Raw genomic sequence first — 26,161 nt, 5'->3', positions numbered from 1 at the left:
CCTATGACCGACTACGAGGCGACCGGCGCGGACCGTGTGGTCATGCGCGACATCCGCAAACGCTACGGGATGGTCGACGCGCTGCGCGGGGCCAATCTGCGGGTCGGCGTGGGCGAGGTGGTGGGACTGGTCGGCGACAACGCCGCCGGCAAGTCCACCCTGATGAAGGTGCTCGCGGGCACCGTGGTGCCGGACTCCGGGCAGATCGTCTTCGACGGTCGCCAGGTGTCCTTCGCCACCCCCCGCGATGCCCGCGAGCTGGGAATCGAGATGGTTTACCAGGACCTCGCCCTCTGCGACGACATCGACGTGGCGGGCAACCTGTTCCTCGGCCGTGAACCGCGCCGGGCCGGTGGCCTGCTGCTGGACATCAAGCGGATGCACGAGGACGCGCGCCGGCAACTCGACGCGCTCAACATCCGGATCCCCCTCACCGACATCCCGGTGGGCGGGCTCTCCGGCGGCCAGCGGCAGGCGGTCGCCATCGCCCGCGCGGTCACCTTCGGCCCCAAGCTGCTCATCCTCGACGAGCCCACGGCCGCGCTCGCCGTCGCCGAGGTCGAGACCGTGCTGGAACTGATCAAGACCGTCTCCTCCCAGGGGGTCTCGGTGATTCTGATCACCCACCGCCTCCAGGACCTGTTCCGGGTCTGCGACCGGCTCTGCGTGATGTACGAGGGGACGCTCCGCGCCGACCTCGACGCCCGCACCACCAGCCTGGAACGGCTCGTGTCGGAGATCGTCGCCCACGACCAGCCCGAGGGAGCACGGTCATGACCGTCACCAGCGAGAGGGTGGTCACCACCCGGTCGGCCCGGGTCAGCGCCCACATCGGCAGCCACGCCCAGACCATCGCCATCGGGGCCATGCTGGTCCTACTGCTGATCTTCTTCTCGTTCTCCGCCGACCGCTTCGCCAGCGTCGGCAACCTGCTCAACCTGATCCGGCAGATCTCCCCGACCCTGATCGTCGCGGTCGCGATGACCTTCGTGATCAGCACCTCCGGCATCGACCTGTCGGTCGGCTCGACGGTCGCGCTGTCCGGATCGTTGCTGGCGATCGTCCTCCAGCAGGGCTGGGACCCCACCCTCGCGCTCATCGCGATCCTCGCGCTCGGCGCGGCGATCGGGTTCGTCAACGGCTGGTTCTCCTCCTACCAGGGCATCCCGGCGTTCATCGTCACTTTGGCCATGCTCTCGATCCTGCGGGGCACCGCCCTGCGCGCGACCGAGGGCTACTCCACTCCGATCGACGGCGGGTTGTGGATCGTCCAGCTCGGCCAGGGCCGCATCGCCGGAGTGCCGGTGCCGGCCGTCCTCGCCGTGGTGATCGCGCTGCTCGGCTGGCTGGTCCTGACGCGCACGCCGTTCGGCCGCTACGTGGTCGGTCTCGGCTCCAACGGTGAGTCGCTGCGCCGTACCGGTGTGAACACCCGCAAGATCGGGCTCATCGTCTACGTGCTGGCCGGTCTGGCCGCCGCGCTCGCCGGAGTGCTGATCGCCACCCGGCTCAGCTCCGGGTCGTCGAACGCGGGCACCGGGTTCGAGCTGGAGGTCATCACGGCCGTCGTGCTCGGCGGGACCAGCCTGTTCGGCGGCCGGGCCAGCATGCTCGGCACCATCTTCGGCGCCCTCACCCTCGGCGTCATCGCCAACGGCCTGGTGCTGCTGCACGTCTCGCCGTTCTACGTGCAGATCGTGCAGGGCAGCATCCTGCTGCTGGCCATCTTCGCCAACAACAAGCTGTGGGCGAGGTTCGGCGCGGTGCGGAAATGACCGGTCGGGCCGAGGCCGCGACTGCGACTGCGACTGCGACTGCGACTGCGACTGCGACCGCGACCACGGTGCTCGGCGAGGTGCCCGTCGCCGAGCTCGGCATCACGCTCTGCCACGAGCACCTGCGCAACGACGGCGCCAGTGCCTGGCACCCCGCCCCCGAGGGCGACGCCGAGGGTGAGCTGATCGCCGGTTCGCCGGTGCGGATGGAGTTCCTCGGCCGGCTGCGGCAGGACCCCTACCTCTCCCGCGACAACGTGTCCCTCGACGACACCGGTGTGGCGATCGAGGAGGTGGCCCGGTTTGCGGCCCGTGGGGGCCGCACAGTGCTGGACGTCACCCCGGAGGGCATCGGCCGCGCCCCGGCGGAGCTGGTCCGCATCGCCCGTGCCACCGGCCTGAACATCGTGATGGGCTGCGGCTTCTACCTGGAGCGCACCCACCCGGCCCGGGTTCGCGGTATGAGCGCCGCCGACGTCGCCGACGAGATCGAGCGGGATCTGGTCGACGGCGCCGGGGGAGTACGTGCCGGGGTGATCGGCGAGATCGGGATCTCCCCGGACTTCACCCCGGCCGAGGAGAAGGTGCTCCGCGGCGCCGCCCGGGCCCAGGCCCGCACCGGTGCGCCGCTCTCGGTGCACCTGCCCGGGTGGGTACGGCACGGCCACCGGGTACTCGACGTCATCGCCGAGGAGGGCGGCCTCCTCCCGGCCACCGTGCTGTCACACATGAACCCCAGCCTGCGTGAGCGCGACCACCAGGTGTCCCTCGCCGCCCGGGGGGCCTACCTCGGATACGACATGTGCGGCATGGACTACCTCTACCCCGGCGAGGGCCAGTCGCCGTGCGACGAGGAGAACGCCGCAGCCGTCGCCTGGCTGGTCCGCGCCGGCCTGGGCAGCCGGTTGCTGCTCTCCCAGGACGTGTTCCTCAAGACCATGCTGGTCCGGTACGGCGGAACCGGCTACGCGCACATCCTCACGCACTTCGTGCCGCGTCTGCACCGCCACGGGCTGACCCCCGAGGACACCGACCGGCTGCTCGTCGCCAATCCGCGCGAGCTCTTCACCACCCCGAAGACACCCTGAAGGAGACAATATGACCCGCGTGCTGGTCGCCGGCGAGTCGTGGATGAGTGTGTCGACCCACTACAAGGGGTTCGACGCGTTCACCACGACGACCTACCACACCGGCTTCGAGCCGCTGCGCGACGTACTGGTCGCGGACGGCATCGAGGTCGACCACCTGCCCGCGCACGACGTGCCCAAGCTGTTCCCCGGGACGCTCGACGAACTGTCGGCCTACGACGTCGTCGTGCTCTCCGACATCGGCGCCAACAGCATCCTGTTGCACCCCGACACCTGGCTGCACAGCAGGAAGTCGGCGAACCGGCTCGACCTGCTGGCGAGTTGGGTGGAGCAGGGCGGCGGCCTGGCGATGGCCGGCGGCTACCTCAGCTTCCAAGGCTTCGAGGCGAAGGCGGCCTTCCACGGCACCCCCGTGGAGCGGGTGCTCCCCGCCCGGATCTCCCCCTACGACGACCGGGTGGAGACCCCGCAGGGTCTTCCCGGCGTCGTCGTCGACCCGGCCCACCCCATCGTGGACGGGCTGCCCTCCGACTGGCCCGACCTGCTCGGCTACAACCGCTTCGAGGTCCCCGAGGACGCCCGGCTGCTCGCCACCGTCGGCGCCGACCCGCTGCTCGCCGTACGGCAGGCGGGGGCGGGCCGTACCCTCGCCTGGGCCTCCGACATCGCCCCGCACTGGTGCCCCGAGGAGTTCGTCACCTGGGAGGGGTACCGCACCCTCTTCACCCGGTCCGTGCGCTGGCTGGCGAAGGAGATCTGACATGCCGATCCCGGTGATCCTCGACTGCGATCCGGGTCACGACGACGCCCTGGCCATCCTGCTGGCGGTGGCCGACCCGGCGATCGACCTGCGCGCGGTCGCCACCGTCGCCGGCAACCAGACCGTGGCGAAGACCGCTCTCAACGCGCGGCGGATGCTCAGCCTGGCGGGGGTTACCGGGGTACCGGTCGCGGCCGGTTGCGACCGGCCGCTCGCCGGTCCGCTGGAGATCGGCGACTACGTGCACGGTGAGAGCGGGCTGGACGGCCCGGCCTTCGGCGAGCCCGACGTGCCCCTCGATCCGCGCCACGGTGTCGAGCTCATCCACGACACACTCGCCGCCGCCGACGAGCCGGTGACGGTCGTGGCCATCGGGCCGCTGACCAACATCGCCACGCTGCTGCGCCGTCACCCCGGCGACCGCGACCGCATTCGCGAGATCGTGATCATGGGTGGCTCCACCGAACGCGGCAACCACACGCCCTACGCCGAGTTCAACATCCACGCCGACCCGGAGGCGGCGGCGGAGGTGCTCGGCAGCGGCATCCCGACCACCTGGGTGGGACTCAACGTCAGCCACCAGGCGCTCGTCACCGCCGACGTACTCGACCGCATCGCCGCACTCGGCACCCCGCTGGCCCGGGTCTGCGTGGAACTTCTCACCTTCTTCGGCTCCAGCTACCACCAGACGTGGGGGTTCGAGGCGCCCCCGCTGCACGATCCGATCACCCTCGCCTACCTGATCGACCCCGAGGTCCTGACCCACGTCCGGGTGGGCCTGCGGGTCGAACTGGACGGCACGCACACCCGGGGCGCCACCGTGGCCGACCTGCACGGCCGGATGGACTGGGAGCCCAACGCGAACGTCGGGACCGTACTCGACCGGGACCGGTTCTGGGATCTCATGATCGGCGCGATCGACACCCTCGGCCGACGCTGAGGCCCCGCCACGGAGTGGCGCTCACCGGCGGCCCAGCGGTCGTGCCGGAGCAGCAGCTCGTTGAGGTATCCGGCGTTGTCCAGGCTCACCATCACCAGCGGCGGATCCAGCGAGATCGAGGCGAACGTGCCGACCGTGACCCCCACATCGTCCCGCTCGTCCTTCACCGTGACGACCGTCACCCCGGTCACCACCTGGGCCATGGACTCGACGAACTCGTTCATGCGGCAATCATCCCGGAGCCGGGCAGATGCTCCGTCGCCGCCTGGCAAGGCCGCCCGTCTCAGGCTTTTGCCGGTCAGGACCGATTCCAGGCGGAGTCGATCTTGACCGTATCCGGTCACAGACTTCCCGTCACGCTCGTCACCGATGATGCGACGCCCTCGTCACCAGCGGATGCCCGAAAATATGTCTTTCGTCATGGTTTCTCATGGATGCCGCCGCCTCTTACCAGGCGTGAGCTGGACTCTTAAGGAAACCGCTCCCAGGCGAGCCACGCGAGACGACCGAAGGTGATCACACCTTCCCTCCGCGTCGTCGTTTTCATCTCGCCACTCCACGACTATGCGTCACATCTCACTCACGTGTTCGATATCTCATCTCCCCAAACCTGACCGTCGCGCTCTTTATTTGTTCCTTATGGAGATCTTGCGGACTTAAGTGATCTATATGTACTTTTTGGTCGTTTGCTTGCACCTGACGCACTCTGAACCGTCAGCTCCGGCCTCGTCCGGTTCCCATGACGGACTGGGGTAACGCGGGGACGCTCGTTCTCGCGCTGACGTGTTCGGAGGATGACGGCGTATGCGCCGCTTGTTGTCATGGGGCCGTTCGTCTCGATCTTCAACCGGCGTGAGTCTCATCACCTTGGTGACGCTGATCCCCGGCCTTCTGCTCCTGCACGCGGAACCGGCGGTCGCCGACTTGAATCCGGCCATCGCGTCCCTTGCCGTGCGGGGCGAGCCGGCGCCGGTTCAACTGTCCGGAACGGCAGCCGGTCTGCCCTCCCTCGTGGGAACGGACCGCACGGCGACAACGGTGCAGGTGAAATCCCCTTCGAAGGAAGTCGCCGCACCGAAGAAGGCGCTGCCCCTCGAAGGCCGGTTCGTCAAGGAAGCGGCGCCTTCCACCACGACGGCTCCCTCCCTGTCGAAGAAACAGCAAAAACAGCGGAAACAGGCCACGTTGTCGATGCAGGCGCTCGCAGACCCTCCGTGCGGAAGCGTCTCACCATGGCGGTCCAACTACGCGGTCGCGCAGGGGGATCGGCTTGCCTCGGCCGGCCGGATCTGGGAGGCGCTTCAGGCCATCGCGGGATGGGCCAATACGACGCCGCCGGAGAATGGCTTCTCATGGGTATGGGCGGACCGGGGAGCGTGTCCGCTGCCCCCCGCTCCGACGGTCACCTCCATGACCCCCGCCGACGAGGCACTGGTCATGACATTGCAGCCGACGCTGTCGGCGACGGTGACCTCGTGGGCCGGCGGCGTGGCCGGCTTCGACTTCCAGGTCTGTGACAGTCCGTCGATGTCGGGCAACTGCGTGAACTCCGACGACTACGACAATGTCTGCTGCGGACTGTCCGGCCAGTGGCCGTTGCCCGAAGGACTGCTGTCGTGGGGCAAGGAGTATTGGTGGCGGGTGTACGTCACCGACGCCTCCACCATCGGCGGTCAGGGCAGATACTCCTCGACGCGTTCCTTCACCATGGGAGTGCGCCAGCCCACGATCACCTCGAACCTGTCGGCCCGGGGTGTCAACGGCCAGGAGTTCCACCAGTCCACCGGTAACTACACGACGACCTTCACCGACGCGGTGGTCAACACCGCGGGGTTGCCCCTGTCGGTGGTGCGCTCCTACAACAGCATGGACCCGCGCCGTGACGGCGCGTTCGGGGCGGGCTGGTCGACCCGTTTCGACATGCGGATCGTGCCGGAGACGATCCGCGGCTTCGAGGCGCTTCTGGTGACCTACCCCGACGGGCGCACAGTGCGTTTCGCCGACAAGGGGGACGGGACCTTCCAGCCGCCGCCGGGCACCTACGCCACCCTGGCGACGGTCACCGGGGGCGGCTGGCGGCTGATGGACAAGTCGTCCACCTCCTACCTCTTCGACACCCAGGGCCGGCTGCTGCGGGCGACCGACAGCCAGGGCCGCGGCCAGGAGCTGACCTACGGCACCGACGGCAAACTGAGCGAGGTCACCGCGACCGGCGGCAGGTCCCTGTCGTTCACCTGGACCGGCGCGCACGTCACCACCGTGTCCACCGCCCCGGTGAACGGGGCGCCGTTGACCTGGACCTACTCCTACACCGGTGACCGCCTGACCGAGGTCTGCGCGCCGACGACCGCCTGCACCAGCTTCGAGTACGGCGCCGGATCGCTGTATCGCAGCTCGGTCCAGGACGCCGACCCGTTCGGTTACTGGCGGCTGGGTGAGGCCTCCGGCAATGCGGCCGATCTGGGCTGGGGCGCCGGTTCGGCCTCCTACTCCGGGGCGACCCGAGGGCGTCCGGGAGCGCCGGCCGGCAGTACCGACACCGCGGTCGAGCTGACGAGTTCGGGCTATGTGGAGCTGCCCTCGGGCCTCATGCCACGACTACATCAGCAGGGAGCGGTGGAGTTGTGGTTCAAGTCCACCGGGACGGGCCGCCTCGTCTCCTCGGGAGAGTGGAGCAGCACGCTGGACCCGGTGGTGCAGGTGGGCACCGACGGCAAACTACGGGCCTCGCTGCGGCCGACCGCCTCGCCCATCGTCTCGACCGCCGTGGTGAACGACGGTGCGTGGCACCACCTGGTGTTCACCGTCGCCGCCGACAAGCAGACCCTCTACCTCGACGGCCTCCCCGCCGGAACGCTGACCCAGCCGGTGGCCGCCGACAACCGCGGCTTCACCCGGATCGGCGGCGGGCTGGCCGGGACCGTCGACGAGATCGCGGCCTATGACCGGCCGCTGACCGAAGCCGAGGTGGCGGCGCACTACGCCGCCCGGGTCGAGGCCCCGAACAAGCTGACGAAGATCACGCTGCCGTCGGGGCGGGTATGGGCGACCAACACCTACGACTCGGCAACCGAACGGCTCACAACGCACGTCGATGCCAACGGGGGCACCTGGCAGATCGGCGCCCTGGCCTACAACCGGACGACCGGCCAGTCCACCGTGACGGTCACCGACCCGCGCACCGAGACGCTGACCTACGTCTATGACGCCTGGCGTGGCTACCGCCTGGTCAGCCGGAGCGACCAGCTCGCCAAGGTCACCAAGTACGCGTACGACACCGGCGGCTTCCTCAAGACGGTCACGGACCCGAACAACAACGTGACAGAGCGCTTCTACGACAAACGCGGCAACCTTGTCGGGGTCAAGCAATGCCGGAGCACGAATAATTGCCAGACCGAGCGCCATGCGTACTACCTGAACACCAACGACCGGTTCGACGCCCGCAACGACCGGCCGATCGCCTCGCGGGACGCGCGCTCCTCCAGCGCCACCGACAACACCTACGCCACCAAGTGGGAGTACAACCAGCACGGCGAAACGCTCAAGCAGACCACCCCGGCCACCACCGACTTCCCCAACGGCCGGGCGACCACCTTCACCTACACCGACGGCACCGAACCCGCCGTCGGCGGCGGCACCACCCCGGCCGGACTGGTGAAGACAGAGAAGGACGCCAGGGACAACGAGACGACCTACCGCTACAGTCTCGCCGGTGATCTGGCAGAGAAAACCACCGTGTCCGGCTTGAAAATCCAGTTCGCTTATGACTCGCTGGGCCGAACGATCTCCCAAACGGAGGTGTCCGAGGCCACCCCCGGCGGAGTCACCACAACGTTCACCTACGACGGAGCCGGGCGCCTGCTCACGCGGACCGAGCCAGGAGTGAAGAACGAGGTCACCGATGTCACTCACACGGCCAAGACCACCTACACCTACGACGCCGACGGCAACCCGCTCACCGAAACCCTCACCGACCTGACCGGCGGCGACCCTCCAAGCACGACCACTTACACCTACGACGCCAAAGGTCGGCTAGAGACGATGACCGGGTCTGAAGGTGGTGTGGCTCGCTCTACCTGGGACAGCACCGGCGCCAAGGCATCGGCAACTGATCCGCTGGGCACTGTCTTCACCTATGCCTACACCAAGCGCGGTGAGCTGACCTCCACGACGATCAAGAACTGGACGGGGAGCCCGGTCGCGCCGCAAACCCCGCAGGATGTGGTCCTGGGGTCCTTCTCCTATGATCCTGCGGGCCGACTGGCCGGCCAGGTCGACGCGATGGGCCGCAAGACCTCCTATACCTACTTCACAGACAACCGTCTGTCCCAGGTGATCGGCGATGATGTCCGGCTGAACGGCTCCACCACGACGGCGGAGGTGGTGGTGGAGGCCAACACCTACGACGCGGCCGGCAATCTCAGCAAGCAGGTGACCGGTGGGGGCATGGAGACCGTCGACTACGCCTACGATGCCGCGAACCGTCTCACCTCCAGCACCTTCGACCCTGCCACCCTCAAGCGCAAGATCGCCTACACCTACGACGCGACCGACAATGTCACCGGTGAGAACCTCACCGGGGCAGGCAGCACTCGGGTGGAGTCCACGGTGTACACCTACAACGCCCTGGGGTTGGTGACCCAACAGAGCGTGGAGAACGGCGCCGACGACCTGGTCTCCACTAACACCTACGATGACCGCGGTCTGCTGACCGCGACCACCGACCCACGCGGCAACGTCTCCGGCGCCACAGCCGCCGATTTCACGACCACGATGCGGTATGACCTCCTGGGCCAGCTCGTGGAGTCGAAGGCCCCCCAGGTGAAGATCGAAAAGAACGGGTCCGCCACCGACGGGCGGCCCACGATGAAGTACGGCTACAACAATGCCGGATTGGCGACCCACACGGTCGACGCCGAGGGAAGAACGTTCACCTCGACCTTCGACAAGGCCGGACGCCTCACCTCGGCGATCGCCCCCTCCTACACCCCGCCGGGCGGCAGCGCCGTCATCCCCAAGATCAGCTTCGGCTACGACGCGGCGGGCCGCCAGACCACGGTCACCGACCCGCGCAATTACGTCACCTCCACCGTCTACGACGCGCTGGGACGCCCGGTCAAGGTGACCGAACCCGGCCCGTCCGGGCCGGGTGGCGTCTGGCTGGCGGAGTACGACCTGCTGGGTGAGCAACTCGCGGTCATCGATCCCACCGGCGCGCGCGTCGAGGCCACCTACGACGATCTGGGCCGAAAGATCACCAGCACGCAAGTCGAGCGCACCCCCACCACTGCGGCGCATACCACCAGGCTGACCTACGACACCGCGGGCAACCTCACCAAGAGCGTCGCCCCCGGCCCCAAGACCACTGACTACACGGTCAACGCCGCCGGACAGGTCACAGCCGTGACCGACCCGCTCATCCACACCTCCACCGTCGCCTACGACTTCCTTGGCCGAACCGCCAAAGTGACCGACCCGCTGGGCAACGCCACCGAGGCAGAGTACGACCTGGCCGCACGACAGATCGCCGCCAAGGACCTCAACAGCACCGGGACCACCATTCGCACCTTCGGCTTCGGCTACGACCCGGCCGGCAACCCGACCAGTACCACCTCCGCCGAAGGGCGCATCACCCGTCGCACCTTCGATGCCACGGACCAGATGACCTCGCTCATCGAGCCGGTCACCACCGGCACGTCGATCACGACGACGTTCGGCTACGACGCCACCGGCGCGCGCACCCGCACCACCGACGGCCGAGGCAACGCGACCTGGACCGGCTACAACACCCTCGGTCTGGTCGAGTCGGTCATCGAACCATCCACCGCCGCCCATCCAGGCGCCGCTGACCGGACCTGGACCAGCGTCTACGACGCCGCAGGCAACGCCGTCTCCATTCTGCAGCCGGGTGGGGTACGCATCGACCGCACCTTCGACCCCCTGGGCCAGGTGGTCGAGGAGAGCGGCAGCGGCGCCTCGGTAACCACCCCGACGCGGAACTTCACCTACGACGCAGCGGGCCGCCTCACCGCGATCGGCGACTACACCCTCGAATACAACGACCGCAGCCTGCTGACCAAGGTCTCCAAGGCCACCAACCAGGTCGCCACCTACACCTACGACGCCGTGGGCAACCCCACCCAGCGCGTCGACCCGGCGGGGACGACAAACTACACCTGGGACAACGCCGACCGACTCAAGACCGCGAGCGACCCGGTGACGGGCCGCACCTGGACCTACGGCTACGACAACGCCGACCGGCTCACCAGCAAGACCTCAGCGAGCCCGGTCAACACACAGAGCTACGTCTACGACACCGTCGACCGCCTTACCTCCCACAGCCTGAAGAACAGCTCCGGCACCGAGCTGTCGAAGATCGTCTATGGGTGGGACAAGGACGACAACCTCACCACCAAGACCACCACCGGCACCGCGGGAGCGGGCACCAACACCTACGGCTACGACCATGCCGGACGTCTCACCTCCTGGACCGCCCCCGGCGGCGCCGTCACCGCCTACACGTGGGACGACTCGGGCAACCGCACCACAGCCGACGCCAAGACCTTCACCTATGACGAGCGCAACCGGCTCATCTCCGGCGGCAGTACCGACTACACCTACACCCCGCGCGGCACCACCGCCACCGAGACCAAGGCCGGCGTCACCCGCAACCTCACCTTCGACGCCTTCGACCGCCTCATCTCCGACGGCGACGCCACCTACGGCTACGACGCCCTGGGGCGGATGACCTCGCGTACCAAGGGTGCCGATCAGCGACGCTTCGTCTATTCCGGCCTGGAAAACGACATCACCACCGTCGCCGACGGCGCCAACACCACCTTGGCCAAGTACGGTCGCGACCCCTTCGGCGGCCTGCTCAGCCTCCAGGAAGGGGGCACAGCCGCTCTCGGGTCCATGACCGACCTGCACGACGACCTGGTCGCCACCTTCTCCGGCACCGCCCTGGTTGACTCGACCGCCTATGACCCCTTCGGCGAGGTCACCCACCGCGCCGGCACCCAGCGCAGCCTCGGCTACCAGGGCGAGTACACCGACCCGGATACCGGCAAGGTGAATATGCACGCCCGCTGGTACCAGCCCGGCACCGGCGCCTTCACCTCCCGCGACGACTGGACACTTAACCCTCAACCGTCAATTCAGGCCAATCGTTACACCTATGGCAACGGTAATCCGATGGTTAATAGCGACCCTTCGGGCCATTGGAACGCTATGGATACTAGCGGAGGGAGAGGAACTTACTCACCTCCCAAGCCTGCCACTAAGTCACCTCCCAAACCTTCCTTCGCCTCTAAAGTTATTGGGGCAGTAGGCCGAGGGCTTGCCAAAAGAGTCGGACAGTATATGTTTATCGGCGGCATAGTTTACTATTCGATACACGGAAAGCCGCTCACGCTCAACAATTCAAATACAAAGCTCCAGCCCAACACCAGGCCCTGGAATCCCCCAAGGTCGACCAGGGCTCCTCTTGCGCGAGTTAAGCAAACCAGCAAAACCAGTGGCAGTTCCGGACCATGCACGACTTGCAACACTACCAGCTCTACTCCAAGGCCTCCAAAGCCTCCGGAGATCAAGAAGTCCGAGCCGTACAAACCCGACTTTGATCCGAACAGTAAAGAATTCAAAAACGACCCGAACAATGGAACAGAAGATCGCGGTCCGGGATCAGGCCGAACTCCGCGCGAGTGGGAACAATACCTATGTACTCTGGGACCTTGCAGAAGTTATGGCGGCCATGTCGGCATTGAAATCAATGGTGCTACCGGTGGCGGTGGCGGCGGGGGAATTTCATGCGAGGACTGGAATCCAGGAAACTGCGGAAGAGACGCTTGCAGCGAATCCATCGGCTTTTTGTCCTCCACTTCGGTGTCCGGATGTGTGCCCAGTTCCGGCAACGATTTAGGTAACGGCACGGCTCGCTCGCGTAACTTCCCCGTCCCCGATACCGGCGTCGATCCCGACTGGTACCCCGACGCCCCACCACCCCCGCCGGTGTCCTGCTCACCCTCCGGCTTCAACAGCTTCGTCCCGGGCACCAAGGTCCTGATGGCCGACGGCACCACCAAGCCGATCGAAGACGTCGAGGTAGGCGACTGGGTGGTAGCCGCCGACGCGGCAACAGGACTGACCGCCGCCAGGCGTGTCAGCCACCTGATCACCGGCGACGGTGAAAAACACCTCGTCCGCATCACCGTCACTCCGGACGGAACGACCGGCAAATCCGGAACACTGGTCGCCACGGATGGCCACCCGTTCTGGGTCCCCGACCTCCGCAAGTGGGTCAAGGCCGGCGAACTCCAGCCCGGCATGCTCCTACGAACCAGCGCCGGCACCTACGTCCAACTCACCGCCATCAAGAAGTGGACCACCCCCCAACGCGTCCACAACCTGACAGTCGAGGGCCTACACACCTACCATGTCCTCGCAGGCGACCAAGCTATCCTGGTCCATAATGCTGGTCCTGGACGTGGACTCGGCGATGACGAGATTTATCTCTGGCGCGCTGTGCAAGATTCTGAGCTTGCAGGTATTCACGGAAATCGCTCATATCATAACCCGCTGGGTTACGAGACGAAGTACTTCGCTTTTACTGAAGAAGGTGCCAGAGAGTACGGGCGTAGAGCTTATGGCGTACGTCCACAGGAAGGGCCGTACACAGTGACTCGAACCACCATTCAAAAGGGAAAGATTCCGCCGAGCAGCATTATGCCGCCCACGGCTGATGTTCCTGGTGGTGGGGTCGCCCTTCCGACTGACCTGCTCGACGAGTTGGGAAGGCCCCGTATTATGCCGCAATCGAGTTGTTGATAAGCGAGACGAATGAAATACGTGATCGCCTCATCGGCTGAGCGAACACTAAATCCATGGATGCAGGGCCTGCAAGATCTCCCCAATCTGGAGTTCCGTGTGGGCCGCGTTCCCCCAGCTGGAGAAGGCTGCGACGCAGAGATCGTTTCCTTCACGTTCGCGCATGACCGGTACGGAGGATCCCCTCAGATCGGAAAGGCCCAGGCACTCGTCAACCACTTGCAGGACGGATCCCCAAGAACTATCTTGGCGACCCCGCCGCTCCCTTTGAAGGATCTCCGACCTGACGAGAATGCTGCCAAGCTTAACGATAAGGCAATAGAGGAACACGTATTTCGCACTATAAGACTCTGCACCGAAGAGGCTGAACGGTTAAACCGTGAAGGCTCTATGGAGCCAATCCGATGCATTCTCCTTCATCTCGTAGGGCTCGGGTTTGATCGCTTCAAAGTTGAACCTGCTTTGAAGGGATTCCGGAGGGCTGTCTTGGCGGAATCTATTTGATGGCGGTTGCCGATGAGGGCGGCATCCTAGCGGACTGGATTGTTCTACGGTTCAATCTTGCTTAGTCTCTTGTCGGCCTGTAAATAGAAATTCGGCACCCCTTGTGACGGTCTCACTTGGGGTGCCGAACCTGGTTTGACGGCTACGTTGACGGCTACAGCGGCTGTGATCGTTTTCTGACGGCTACGTTTCGGGGTGGTCGTCGAGAGCGCCCGCCATGCGTTCGATGGCGTCGCGTTGTAGGCGGAGCCGGACGTAAGCGTAGGTGTCGGCGGTGATGGAGATGTGGACGTCGCCGAGGCCCACGAGGCCGGGACAGGGAAGGAAAACTACCCCGATAGTGTACGAGACCGCTGGAATAATGGCATCGCCTTGAATTATGCAAATGACCACAGTGGCGAATTGAAAAAGACTTACTGGCTGGCGCCGCCAGGCAAGGGGTTTGAGACCCTGGTGAGACATCTAGGGGCGATAGCTGCGCGGGAGTACGAGGTGGGACGCATGGCAACTTTAAATAGTAAAAAGAAAGAGGTCCGGTACGGAGGAAGAGTTGTTTGGCGTGGTTAGAAAACTGCCTTCCTTTACCGGAGCTCTACTGGCTGCCGTTTCGGTAATGCTTGCCTCCGGGGGCTGTTCAGCCGCATGTGAGACCAGAGCGGAAAAATATTCCGTCACGGTAATGAAAGCTACTGAAAACTCGTTCCGCGAAGAGTGGGGCGCCTCTTACAGTGAATTATCCGGGTGCGATTCCTGGGATAGCCCTTCGGTTACCATATGGTTTGCCGACAATATTCGATCGTCGGTCGAGGTGGCCGAGCGAATGAAGATGGACCGCTGGGAGTCCGTATCCCAAAAGGATGCAGTACCCTATGATGCTGATTTTGTTCTCAAAAAGGATTTCGAGGATCAAGTATTGGTTGCCGCAATAAGAGATTCTCCTGGCGGAGGAGAAAAGGAGGTTGAAGTGTTAGCCGGAGATTGAACCCATAAGGCTCGGCTCGCCGGAGGCCGGACTTCTTAAAGAATGTGCATGCGGACGCCGAGGCGGCGGATGCGTTCGCGGTAGTTGTAGCGCTCCAGGTCCAGCAGGGTTCGTACGGCCTGCCGGGCCATGGGGTGGTTGCGGATGAGGAGGGGGCCGCCTTCTCGGCGTGTTCCAGTTCGGCTGTGGCGGCCTCGCGTTGGCCGCACCAGAGCAGGCCTCGGGCGTAGTCGAGATGGTGGTATCCGACGCGGTTGGCCTGAAGGCCCTTCGGGAGCCGGACCGTCTTTCCCCGGCTCACAGCCTGGGGGCCGTCACCGAGTTCGACCGCGACGGCGACCCCGTGGATGTCGACGTTGGTCTGACTGGTGCACATCTCGTAGTAGTTGGTGCGCTGGCGAGGTCCGAGCCGGGTGACCGCCTCACCCGCGAGCCGGTGTCGCGACCACGCCTCGGCGGCGTCGTTCTTGCGGGCCGCGGTGATCGCGGCGCACAGCTGCAGCCCGCCCCAGACGGCCAGCGCCTCCGGCTGACCCGCGCTGTACTCGTCCTCGATGCTCGCGCAGGCCGAGTCGAGCACGGTGAGCGCGTCGTTCCACGAGGTGCTGGCCCACAGGTTCCGCGCGCGCCGCCACGTGGCCACCGGCAGGTGGTAGGGATCCCCCGAACGTTCGGCGGCCCAGTGGGTCCGGCTGGTCGCGATCAGGGAAAGGTCGGCGTACCCCAGGTCGTAGGCGACCGAGTCCGCTGCCCGGTAAGCGGACCAGAGCAGTCCGAAGGCGGCGCTCCGGTCAGGCTCGGCGTACAGGTGGGTCGCCGCCTGGAGTTCGGAGAGCAGCGCCGGGAGCTGATCGGCCAGTTCCGTGTAGCGGGTCTCTATCCGCAGCCGGCAGGCGTGCTCGATCGCGGCGCGCAGCTCGGGCAGCGATCGCACCTCGCCGGCCCATTCGGGGTCGAGGTCGTAGCGCTCCAGTTGGCGGCGGATCTCGGGGATCGCCGCGTGCCCCCGATCCTCCGCCGGGTTGTCACCCCGATAGGGGCGCGCGGTGAGCTCGTTGGGGTGCGTGCGCAGGGCCTGGGCGAGGGTGTTGACCAGCGCGATGGAGTCCAGGGGAAGGCTGTCGTTCTCGATCGCCGACACCCAGGACTGGGCGCGACCGACGCGCCGGGCCAGTTCGTTCTGCGTGATGCCCACGCGCTTACGAGCGCGCCGCACACGGGTTCCCACACTCTCCGCCGCCGGGTCCAAGTAGGCCATGGCCTCAAGGTAACCCGGTGCGACCGGCTTGACCTCCCCCTGCGCCAAAGTATCAGCGGCACTGATGTCAGTGTCTCTCCGCATTCATAGCGTCACCTTTTGTGAGTGATGACAGGAGACGCCTCTGCCCTCTGAGCACTCTGACCGTGACCGGCTCGCAACCGGCCACGACGACGGCCACCCCGCCGTATGAACGAGAATCGCCGCCGGGTGTACGGCCCGGACTGGGCAGGCGCGAACCACGCCGCAAGGCGGTGAGGCATGACCCCCGTCGACACCACCTCCCGGCACGAGCCCATTGAGGAGGCCGGAGCGCTGCATCCGCCGGCGCTGCGGTTCACCGGCTGGCACCTCTGGTACGGCAAGGCCACCAGCCGCTACTGGGCACTCTCCCCCACCTGGTGCCGAGAGCACATCGGCCTGATCGAGGCCGACACCCCCGCCGAACTCGCCGCACAGATACAGAACATCGAGAACTACCGCCCCAGCACAGACGACCCAGTCCCGAGCGACGAGAGCGACACGACCGAGAGCACGGGAGGTGACCGAGATGCCAGCACGCCTGTTGTCCGCACTCGTCGGCGTACTCGCTGACCGCTTCCGTACACCAGCCGACAGCGCCATGCGGTCACCGCACCTGGGCCGAATCCCCGGATGGTCGGCACCCCTGGGTCACACCCCCGTCTTCTCTCAGCGGTTCGCGGCCACCCCCGACCAGGTCAGGCCCGCACGTATCTTCGTCACCGAAGTCCTCGGCGACGACCACCCGCTCCGCGACGACGCCGTACTCCTGACCAGCGAACTCGCCACCAACGCCGTCGAGCACTCCAGCGGACCGCGCGACGCGGGACCGATCGACCCGCCACGAGAGTTCGTCGTCACGGTGGCCTTCCTCCCCCACGGCGTACTGATCACCGTCCAGGACCCCGGCGCCTCGGAGATTCCCGGTACGAGGAAACCCGGCCTGGACGCCACCGGCGGCCGAGGACTCATGCTCGTCAACGAGCTCGCCACCCGCTGGGGCTTCCACCGCGACCTCAGCGGAACCGTCATCTGGTTCGAACTCGGCTTGCCCGGCCGGTAGCCGTCGATGTGGGGCCTGACTACGACGCCTCGCCTCGGTCACGGCCTCCTCGTCGCAGGACTTCGTGATAATGCCACCTCGGCTGGGAAAGTCTGTCGTCGTATCGGGAGACCTCCCATCGCAAAGAATGCTCTACCAGGACAAGACCCTGGCTCTATCGACGATGGGCATGTACGGGTGTAGACAAAGGTTAATTAGCACCAAAAAGGCGACAAATTAACAACTTGTTTGCTCAGAGAACGCCGCTAGAAGATCCCGCGTCATGTTCGGGTCATCGGACAGACGGACGCGGTGACGCCGGCGGAGGAGCCCGCGGTCGCCACCGGGGCCGCCCACCAGAACCTGGTCGCGCTGGAGCGCACGAAGTGCCGGCACGGCTGCGAAGGCAAGATTTCGTGAAGCCGGTGCGGGGCCGGCCGGGAAGATCGTCCGCGCCGTCTCCCTCTGAGCATGGAATCCTTCCCACAGTCAATCAAGATCGGAGCAAGACCGTGTGCCAGCACATACCCCGCTGTCCGTCCGCGGACGCTTTTGATCATGAGGCGGCGCGTCTCGTGGTCTCCTACCCAGAGCAGGGGTGGGGGCTGCTCTGCAACGGTGTGGTGGTCTTCGAGGACACCGGGGAGCTTATGCCCGACGGACGTAGCATTCCCGCCCACCGCGGCATTCCCGCCCAGCACAGCCACTGTGTTGGGGCGGCATGAGGGCTTCGGCCTCCCATCCGGCCGCCGGCCTGCCCTCTCACCAGGGGAGGGTGCCCCGGCGGCTCTTTTCCGTCCCGGTCCCGGCGCCCGGGGCGTGGCAGCCGACCGGCGACCGGCAGCCCGAGAAGGTCAGCTGACGATGCGTCGGATCCACATCCGCAGGCGGTCGCGCTCCGCTGCCCGGCTCACCCTGGACCTACGGACTCCGGCGGGCAGGCGGCTGCCGTACTGACCGCTCCGTCTCACCAGGTGCCGCGTGGCCGCGGGCGACACCGCGGAATGAGCGGCCCTCCGCACCGGTTGCAGCGGTAGGTGAAGGTTGAAATCCACTCAGACGTCGTCTGCCCCTGGTGCTACGAGGAACTGGCCCGGGCCCGCTCGGGGGAAGGTCAGCCGGGAAGACCGGGAAGACCGGGAAGACCGGGCAGGCCGAGCTCGCCGGAGCGGTGGTGGCGGCGGCACAGGACCTGGTAGCGGATCGGAGCGGCGCCGGTGTCGCCGATGACCACCTGCTCGCCGGTACGGGTCATCCTGCCGCCGACCACCCGGGCGTTCAGGCGCCCGGGGCGTCCGCACCAGCACAGCACCTCGACCTGGAGGCGGTTGATCTCGTCGGCCAGCTCGAAGAGTCGCTGGGCGGCGGGGAACATCCGCGAACGGAAGTCCGAGGCCAGGCCGAAGGCGTAGACGTCGACGCCGTAGTCGTCGGTGAGGTCGGCGAGCTGCTCGATCTGGGCGACCGTGTAGAAGCATGCCTCGTCGCAGATGACGTAGTCGATGGGCTGGTGCGTGCGGACCAGGGCCACCAGATCCAGGTCGTCGTCGACCTCGACGGCCTCGCTGCCCAGGCCGATCCGGCTGGTGACCTGCGCGCTGCCCGAGCGGTCGTGTTTGGTGAGCACCAGGCCGCGCCTGCCCTGGCGGCCGTGGTTGTAGTTCATCTGCAGTGCCAGTGTGGACTTGCCGCAGTCCATCGGGCCGAAGTAGAAGCGCAGCACCCCGTCCCGGGAGACGGCGGGAACAGCGGAGAGGGCAGACGTTTCGGTCACGGGGCGCCAGCCTAGTACTTCCGACGTGGTCGGCGATCTCCACCCCTGATGACCGGTTTGTCGCTTTCGCTGGCCGTACGATCCCCGCGGTACCGGGGGGCCGATGGGTCAGAGCAGGCCGTTCTCGATTTTTGCAACGGTCCATTCTCGGACGTCCGCTTGAAAGGTTATGGTCTTCGGCCGAGGGTGAACGACGGGAGGTACGAGGGGGTTTGAGGGGAAGATGTGCTGGTAGAAGTGGGTGGTCCCCGGCTGACATAGCCTGACTGGGCTTGACTTGGCTTGACCGTGAAAAGCGTGGGAGATTCCCTTTGGCATATCGGAAAGTGGGAGAACCAGTGACGACCACCAACAAGACCGCTCCACCCCTCGGCAAGACCCCGGCCACCCTGACCTCCGGTTCCTCCAGCGCGGAGACCGCGGAGATACCGGTGGCGCTCGCGGCGATGATGAGTGAGGACGAGGCCGTCGCCGCCCAGGCCGAGGCGGCTCGCTGGCGGTACGGGTTCTACGTCGTCATCGTGGGGCTCGTGGTCATCCTGATCGGCTTCGCGGTGATCACGCTGCGCGGGGGTGACACGACCGCGCCGTTCGCCGGGCTCGTCGGCGTCTCGGGTGCGATCATCGGCGCCTACTTCGGCGTGCAGGTCGGCCAGTCCGGCAAGGACAGGGTCGAGGCCGAGCTGCGCCGTACGAACGAGATCGCCATCCGTCTCGCCGCCAAGGTCCACGCGCACGACGCCGACTCGGTGATCAACACCACCATGGGTCCCCGGCGCCGCTAGAACAGGCACCGCGGATCTCCAGCGGGCCGGCCTCCGGACAATCTCCGGCAGGGCCGGCCTTTCGCGTCTCCGGACGTCCACCGGTACTCCCCCCGCCAACACTGCCCAAGGATCGGGCGTAGCTTCGGCAGGGTCCGCCGATTTGCGGATTCGCCGGGACTGGGTAGACACGGGGGCATGCGCAGCGTCCGTATCGGGGTCGACACCGGGGGCACGTTCACAGACGTGGTCGCGGTGGACGAGCAGACCGGTGAGATCACCACGACCAAGACTCCCTCCACCCCCGCCAATCCCGCCGACGGGTTCATGGAGGGGGTGTGGAAGGTCCTCAGAAAGGCGGCCGGGGCCGAGGAGGTGACCTTGGAAGCCGTGTCGGCGGTGGTGCACGGCACCACGGTCGCCACCAACCAGCTCCTTGAGGACCGTATCGCCGACCTGGGCTTCGTCACCACCGAGGGCTTCGAGTTCATCCTGGAGATCGCCCGCCAGAGCGTGCCCGACGGCTACGGCAACTCCTACTTCTGGGTGAAACCGCCCCGCATCGTCCCGGTGCACCGGGTCAGGACCGTCGGCGGGCGCCTGGACCACACCGGGGCCGAGGTACGGCCGTTCGACGAGGAGCAGGCCGTCGAGACGGCCCGGTGGTTCCGCGACCGCGGCATCACCGCGATCGGCGTCTGCTTCCTGCACTCGTACGCCAACCCCGCCCACGAGCTGCGCATGCGGGAGGTCCTGGAACGGGAGCACCCGGACGCCGTCGTCTCGATCTCGTGCGATGTGCTGCGCGAGTACCGCGAGTACGAGCGCTCGGTCACCACGCTGGTCGACGCCGCGGTCAAACCGACGATGCGCCGCTACATCGCCAACCTGGCCGAACGTCTGGAGGCGGCTGAGACAGGCGTCGTGAGTGCGGGCCTGCCGTTCTCTGTCATGAAGAGCAACGGCGGAGTGCTGTCCGCGGCCGAGGTGGTGCACCAGCCGATCACCACGGTGCTCTCCGGACCGGCCGCGGGCGCGCTCGGCGCCGCGCTGATCGCCGCCACCGCCGGGCACCCCTCGGTGATCACCCTGGACGGCGGCGGCACCTCCACCGACGTCGCGGTGGTCGTCGACGGGGAGCCGTCGCTGACCACCGAGGGCGGCATCGGCCGCTACCCCTGCAAGATCCCGATGATCGACATCGTGACCGTCGGCGCGGGCGGTGGCTCCATCGCGTGGATCTCCCCGGAGGGCACGCCGAAGGTCGGGCCCAAGTCCGCGGGGGCCGACCCGGGACCGCTCTGCTACGGCCGGGGCGGCACCGAGGTCACCGTCACCGACGCGCACGTCTTCCTCGGCCGGGTCCCGGCGCACCTGCTCGGCGGGGAGATCCCGCTCGATGCCGACGCCGCCCGGCAGGGGATCGAGGCGCTCGCGGGCAAGATCGGACTGACCCCGGAACGGACCGCGGCGGGCATCCTGGAGATCAGCGCGTTCAACCAGTCGAACGCCATCCGCCAGATCACCGTCAAGCGCGGCCTGGACGTGCGCGACTTCCCCATGGTCGCCTTCGGCGGCTCGGGACCGCTACTGGTCTGCCGGCTCATCGACATCCTCGGCCTGCCCTCGGTGATCGTCCCGCCCGACCCCGGCAACGTCTCGGCGTTCGGGCTGCTCACCGTGGACGTCAAGAACGACTACGTGCGTACCTTCGTCACCCGCGACCTCTCACTCACGGCCGCCGCGGAGATCTTCGGCGAGCTGGCGGGACAGGCGGCCTCGGCCCTGGACCGCGAGGGCTTCGCAGCGGAGGCGCACGTCTACGCGCGCAGCGCCGACCTGCGCTACTACGGCCAGGCCTACGAGGTCAGGGTGCCCGCCCCGGCCGGACCGCTGGACGAGGCGTGGCGGGCCGAGGTGCTGGACCGCTTCCACACCGAGCACCACAAGCTCTACGGGTACGGCTACCGCGACGACCCCCGGCACGGCGTCGAGTGGGTCAACCTCCGGGTCTCCGGGATCGGCCCGATCACCCGCCCCGCCATCGGACGACGGGCGCACGGTACGAGCCGGCCCGAGCCGGCGACCTGGCGCGAGGTCTGCTACGACGAGTGGCGCAGCACCCCGATCCACCGCCGCGCCGACCTGGCGGCCGGAGCCGAGATCAGCGGTCCCGCAGTCATCGAGGAGTACGGCTCCACGCTGCCGGTCCACCCGGGCTTCACCGCGACCATGGACGAGTTCGGAAACCTGGAGGTACGCCGTGGAGCGGACGCGAACGGCTGACCCGGTACTGGTGGAGATCGTTGAGGGGACGCTCGCGTCCGTGGAGATGGAGGTCGAGACGGCCATCGCCCGTACCGCCCGCTCGCCCATGATCCGCGACGCGCACGACTTCCGCGCCGGCATCCACGACGTACGGCTGCGCAAGCTGACCGGCAGGTCCTATTCGGCGCTGGTCCAGCCGATCGTCAGGGACTTCCCGGTCACCGAGATGAAGCCCGGCGACGTGTTCTTCCACAACGACGTCTACCTGTCCGAGGGGGGCATCGGGCACCTGCCCGACCTGTGCGTGACGGTCCCGGTCTTCCACGGCGGGGAGGTCGTCGCCTTCGTGCAGGCGTTCGGCCACCACGACGACATCGGCGGGGGCGTGCCCGGCTCCATGCCGAGCAACGCGCGCAGCGTGTTCGAGGAGGGGCTGATGGTCCCGCCGATCAAGCTGTGGGACGAGGGCGTGCCCAACCGGGCGGCGCTCACCATCATGACCCGGAACTCGCGGATGCCCGACTCGCTGGCCGGAGACCTGGACGCCGAGTGCTCGGCCTGCCTGATGGGCGCGCGACGGCTGGGAGAGCTGTTCGACCGGTACGGGCGCGAGGCGGTCGAGGCGTGCTTCGACGCGATCATCTCCAACACCACCGAGACGTTCCGCAGGGAACTGCTGGCCAAGATCCCCGAGGGCACGCATGTGTGGGAGGACTACGCCGAGCACGACGGCGTGGACTCCCCCCGCCTGCACACCCAGCGGATGACCCTCACCGTCGACCATTCAGCCCAGGTGCCGCTGGTCATCGACTTCACCGGTACCTCACCGCAGGCCAAGGGGCCGATCAACCACGCGGGCGACTACGCCGACGGGGTGTTCCTGAAGAAGTGGCTGGCGCCGATCCTGCGCAACCTGGCCGACACCCCCGAGCGGATGGCCGAACTGGACGTCAACGAGGGCGTCGTCCCCCTCATCGAGATGCGGTTCCCCGAGAAGGGCACCCTGCTCACCCCCATCTTCCCGGCCCCCACCAACGCCCGTACGTTCGTGATCCTGCGCCTGCTGGGCGTGCTGGCCGGGGTGCTGGCCAAGGCGACCGGCGGCCGGATGCCCGCCGACCAGGAGACCATCCGCTACACCGGCGTCTACGGCGACGGCCTGGACGGCACCCCGTATCTGATGCGGGAGGTCCTCGGCGGCGGCTCGGGCGGCCGGTGGTACGCGGACGGGGAGGACACGATCCACGTGGTGCCGGACTCGCGCAACATCCCGGTGGAGTTCGCCGAGTCCCGCTGGCCGTTCCGGGTCGAGCGGCTCGGCCTGGCCCGCGACTCCGGCGGCCCCGGCCTCTACCGGGGCGGCCTCGGCTACGACAAGCATCTGCGGATGCTCCGCGACGCCTCGTTCATGTCCATCGCGGACCGCTCGATCCTGTCCTGCTGGGGCGTGAACGGCGGCCGGGCCGGCCGGCCCTTCGTCGTGGAGATCGAGGGCAGGGAGATGGAGGGCCTGGTGGACGACTCGCCGGTCCGCGCGGGGGAGATCATCCGGGTGCGCACCACGGGTGGCGGCGGCTGGGGCTCCCCCCTGGACCGCGACCCCGCCCTGGTGGCCGCCGACGTCCGAGACGGCAAGGTCTCGATCGAGGGGGCCCACGACGACTACGGGGTCATCCTGTCCGGCCCCCGCGATGACCTCCGGGTGGACGCCGAGGCCACCGAGACCCGTCGGGCGAAGCTCCGTGCCCTCATCCCGGCCGACGGGCCCTTCTTCGATCGAGGTCCGGGCTTCCCCACCCTGTCGGGCGGCCTGCCGTACGCGGAGCTGGACCTCATGTAGTGAAAAATCACCTTAAGTGATTGATATGGCTGGCATGATCTGTTACCCGCACCCTCCACCGTCAGTTTCGGCGGTGGAGGGTGCGGGAGACGGCGCGACTGGCGACCGCGACGGCCTCGCCGCATGGGCCCGCTCCCGCGCCCGGGCGGGGAAGGCGGCAGCACGCCGGAGGGGGCCGGGCGGCGAACAGGCGGCGGCCCGGCCGGGTTCGTGTGTGAGGCCGCGAAGGTGGTAGCCTGAAAGCAGTTGCGGTTGTGGTACCCATGAAACCTTGTGTGCACCTGACGGATGACCTTCAGGTGCATTTTGTTTTCCCGGTCATCTCCGGATGGGCTCATCGCGGCGACGCGGGGTTCGCACAGTGCGGATTCCGGCTCTGCCCCCTATCGAAGGAGAAAGTTATGGCTACGGGAACCGTGAAGTGGTTCAACGCAGAAAAGGGCTTCGGCTTCATCGAGCAGGACGGCGGCGGCGCCGACGTCTTCGCTCACTACTCCAACATCGCTGCCCAGGGCTACCGTGAGCTGCAGGAAGGCCAGAAGGTCTCCTTCGACGTCACGCAGGGCCAGAAGGGCCCGCAGGCCGAGAACATCGTTCCGGTCTGACGTAGCACGGCAATGCACGGGCCGGGGCCCGCACCCTTCGAGGGTGCGGGCCCCGGCTCGCTTCATGTCCGCCCGTCCGTCGCCGGGCATCGCCAGGTTCTTCGGATGCTCCGGCCCTGTCATCTCCGACCCGACCTTCGCCCGGGGACGTGGTGGGTTCTCGAATGTTCCGGCTATATCGGGCGGTCGCCGAGGACTGCGGGCCGGGCGGCCGGTTCGCGAGATCCGCCGGTCTTGCCCAGGGGGAGAGAAGACGTTTTCCTGTAGGCATGACCTTAATGATCACTGCGGTGCGGCACGGTCAGAGCGAGTCCAACGTGGCCTTCGAGGAGGCTCTCCGCGCCGGGAGGGCGATCGTCCTGGAAGGCCGGGACCGGGACGTCTCGCTGACCCCGCTGGGCAGGGAGCAGGCCGCCGGGCTGGGGGGCGTCTGGCCGGTGGGGACCCGCCCGACCTCGTCCTCTGCTCGCCATATCGCAGGGCCGTGCAGACCTGGGAACTGGTCGCCGCCGAACTGGGCGTGGATCCCGAGGTCCGGCTGGAGCCGAGGCTCAGGGACCACGACATGGGACGCTGGTCGGGGATGAACCTGATCGCGCTCCGGGAGAGGTTTCCCGGGCAGGAGGAGAACCTGACGGCGCGTCTTTACGCCGGATTCCGGCCGCCCGGGGGCGAGAGCTACCCCGACGTCGCCGACCGGGTGCGCGAGGTGGTCGAGGAACTGCGCGCGGGGCACGCCGGGCGGCGGGTGCTGATCGTCGCGCACGACTCGGTGGTGTTGATGTTCAAGCACGTGATCGAGGACGTCCCGATCGGCTCCGTCGAGGCGTTCGGCCCGGTCGGCAACGCCTCGGTTTCGGTGTGGCGCGGCTCCAGGCCCGAGATCTTCAACGAGGTGGGCCACCTGCGGGGGGCAATCTCGTAGGCGGGGCCGTCGAGATTCGGGCTTCGCGCCCCGCACGTCCGGTGCCGAGCACCGACACTGGACGTTGACCGGTGGCGACTGGACAATGGAGTCCTCTCACGGAGGCGTCGCGGTGTCCTCTCGTGCCGAGAGGTAGGCCCAGACTCGGTGACCGATGGTGGGACCGCCCTGGTAGCCGGTGCGGGTGGCGAGGGCCGCGACGGTCGCCAGGCCGCGGCCGTTCTCCTCGTTCGGGTCCGGCGGTTGCTCCCTGCGGAACCAGGGGACACCGTTCCCGCCCTGGTCGTGCACGGTGATCAGGATGCCGATGGCTTCGCCCCCGTGCCGGAGTGGTGACGCGCGGCCCAGTACGACCTCGACGGTGAAGGAGCCGTCCGCGTCGCCGCTGCGGCTGTGGCGCAGCGCGTTGCCGGCCAGCTCGGACACGATCAGTTCGGCATCGTCGGCGCAGGGGGTGTCGGCGAGCAGGAAACGGACGAGCCTGCGGGCCTGGGCCACCTGGTCCGGCGTACCGGAGAAGGAGCGGGACCAGACCAGGTGACCGGTAGGACGTGGCCGAGCGGAGGTGGGGGTCGGCCCGACCTCAGAGAGGGAGAAGGGGGTCGGTCTTCTTTCGGTTGAGGAGCTGGGGAGGAGGTTCGAGTCGGTGGGCGGGCGGAGTCGCTCGTGGCCGTGGTTGAAAGGTTGGCGCATAAGGCTGAACTCTGGCGCGAGGTGCCCGTGAGGAAGATCCCCGGTTTTTCGGCTCGGGGGATCCCGATCATTGACGGGGGAACTGCTCGGACGGCC

General features: G+C 67.2%; 17 protein-coding genes and 1 pseudogene. 14 read left to right on the top strand and 4 right to left on the bottom strand.

Annotation, left to right across the window (positions count from 1 at the left end; all coding sequences use genetic code 11):
• Positions 1-3 precede the first annotated feature (3 nt).
• The 5 genes from OG884_RS03120 (at position 4) to OG884_RS03100 (ending at position 4,563) form a co-directional block, all read left to right on the top strand.
• The gene (locus OG884_RS03120; protein ID WP_326641918.1) at positions 4-777 is read left to right on the top strand and encodes an ATP-binding cassette domain-containing protein; all 774 of its coding nucleotides are present in this window, start codon (positions 4-6) and stop codon (positions 775-777) included.
• Positions 774-1,775, top strand: a complete 1,002-nt coding sequence (locus OG884_RS03115; protein ID WP_326641916.1) for an ABC transporter permease — start codon at positions 774-776, stop codon at positions 1,773-1,775. Before OG884_RS03120 ends, OG884_RS03115 begins: the two co-directional genes overlap by 4 nt.
• A gap of 68 nt (positions 1,776-1,843) precedes the next feature.
• Positions 1,844-2,863, top strand: coding sequence for a phosphotriesterase family protein (locus OG884_RS03110; protein ID WP_326641914.1), 1,020 nt, complete (start codon positions 1,844-1,846; stop codon positions 2,861-2,863).
• Positions 2,864-2,873: 10 nt separating this feature from the next.
• Positions 2,874-3,623, top strand: coding sequence for a glutamine amidotransferase (locus OG884_RS03105; RefSeq protein ID WP_326641912.1), 750 nt, complete (start codon positions 2,874-2,876; stop codon positions 3,621-3,623).
• A 1-nt stretch (position 3,624) separates the two neighbouring features.
• Entirely contained in the window at positions 3,625-4,563 is a 939-nt protein-coding gene (locus OG884_RS03100) for a nucleoside hydrolase (RefSeq protein WP_326641910.1), read from the top strand.
• A 47-nt stretch (positions 4,564-4,610) separates the two neighbouring features.
• Here OG884_RS03100 and OG884_RS03095 read toward each other — a convergent pair.
• A pseudogene (locus tag OG884_RS03095) lies at positions 4,611-4,766 on the bottom strand (flavin reductase family protein); the annotation flags it as partial.
• A 649-nt stretch (positions 4,767-5,415) separates the two neighbouring features.
• Between OG884_RS03095 and OG884_RS03090 the strand changes: the two are divergent.
• A complete protein-coding gene (locus tag OG884_RS03090; protein ID WP_326641908.1) occupies positions 5,416-13,389 on the top strand; it encodes a polymorphic toxin-type HINT domain-containing protein in 7,974 nt (2,657 codons plus the stop codon).
• 1,391 nt (positions 13,390-14,780) lie between these two features.
• Here the strand turns inward: OG884_RS03090 and OG884_RS03085 are convergent.
• Positions 14,781-16,133 (bottom strand): helix-turn-helix domain-containing protein, encoded by a 1,353-nt coding sequence (locus tag OG884_RS03085; RefSeq protein ID WP_326641906.1) that lies wholly within the window; start codon positions 16,131-16,133, stop codon positions 14,781-14,783.
• Positions 16,134-16,394: 261 nt separating this feature from the next.
• Between OG884_RS03085 and OG884_RS03080 the strand changes: the two genes are divergently transcribed.
• From OG884_RS03080 to OG884_RS03070, 3 genes are all read left to right on the top strand, one after another.
• Positions 16,395-16,727 (top strand): hypothetical protein, encoded by a 333-nt coding sequence (locus OG884_RS03080; RefSeq protein ID WP_326641904.1) that lies wholly within the window; start codon positions 16,395-16,397, stop codon positions 16,725-16,727.
• Entirely contained in the window at positions 16,684-17,217 is a 534-nt protein-coding gene (locus OG884_RS03075) for an ATP-binding protein (RefSeq protein ID WP_326641902.1), read from the top strand. The genes OG884_RS03080 and OG884_RS03075 overlap by 44 nt, the downstream gene beginning before the upstream one ends.
• Before the next feature lie 491 nt (positions 17,218-17,708).
• A complete protein-coding gene (locus OG884_RS03070) occupies positions 17,709-17,921 on the top strand; it encodes a DUF5999 family protein (protein ID WP_326641900.1) in 213 nt (70 codons plus the stop codon).
• 389 nt (positions 17,922-18,310) lie between these two features.
• Here the strand turns inward: OG884_RS03070 and OG884_RS03065 are convergent, their stop codons facing one another.
• Positions 18,311-18,970, bottom strand: coding sequence for a thymidine kinase (locus OG884_RS03065; protein WP_326641897.1), 660 nt, complete (start codon positions 18,968-18,970; stop codon positions 18,311-18,313).
• A gap of 338 nt (positions 18,971-19,308) precedes the next feature.
• Here OG884_RS03065 and OG884_RS03060 point away from each other — a divergent pair, with 338 nt between their 5' ends.
• The 5 genes from OG884_RS03060 to OG884_RS03040 all read left to right on the top strand — a co-directional run bounded on the left by OG884_RS03060 (position 19,309) and on the right by OG884_RS03040 (position 25,372).
• A complete protein-coding gene (locus tag OG884_RS03060) occupies positions 19,309-19,755 on the top strand; it encodes a hypothetical protein (RefSeq protein ID WP_326641895.1) in 447 nt (148 codons plus the stop codon).
• A 177-nt stretch (positions 19,756-19,932) separates the two neighbouring features.
• Entirely contained in the window at positions 19,933-22,020 is a 2,088-nt protein-coding gene (locus OG884_RS03055) for a hydantoinase/oxoprolinase family protein (RefSeq protein ID WP_326641893.1), read from the top strand.
• The gene (locus tag OG884_RS03050) at positions 21,998-23,842 is read left to right on the top strand and encodes a hydantoinase B/oxoprolinase family protein (protein ID WP_326641891.1); all 1,845 of its coding nucleotides are present in this window, start codon (positions 21,998-22,000) and stop codon (positions 23,840-23,842) included. Before OG884_RS03055 ends, OG884_RS03050 begins: the two co-directional genes overlap by 23 nt.
• Before the next feature lie 401 nt (positions 23,843-24,243).
• On the top strand, positions 24,244-24,447 hold the full coding sequence (locus OG884_RS03045; protein WP_203954033.1) for a cold-shock protein: 204 nt from the start codon (positions 24,244-24,246) through the stop codon (positions 24,445-24,447).
• Between the two features lie 64 nt (positions 24,448-24,511).
• Positions 24,512-25,372 carry a histidine phosphatase family protein gene (locus tag OG884_RS03040; RefSeq protein WP_326641883.1) on the top strand — a complete coding sequence of 287 codons (861 nt, stop codon included), beginning with the start codon at positions 24,512-24,514 and terminating at the stop codon, positions 25,370-25,372.
• A gap of 96 nt (positions 25,373-25,468) precedes the next feature.
• On the opposite strand, the gene OG884_RS03035 is transcribed toward OG884_RS03040, so the two are convergent.
• Positions 25,469-26,065, bottom strand: coding sequence for an ATP-binding protein (locus OG884_RS03035; RefSeq protein WP_326641881.1), 597 nt, complete (start codon positions 26,063-26,065; stop codon positions 25,469-25,471).
• Positions 26,066-26,161: the final 96 nt, after the last annotated feature.

This window comes from Streptosporangium sp. NBC_01755 (assembly GCF_035917995.1).
Taxonomy (GTDB): domain Bacteria; phylum Actinomycetota; class Actinomycetes; order Streptosporangiales; family Streptosporangiaceae; genus Streptosporangium.
Note: the sequence above shows the minus strand (reverse complement) of the source record. Positions and strands in the feature narration are given on the sequence as shown.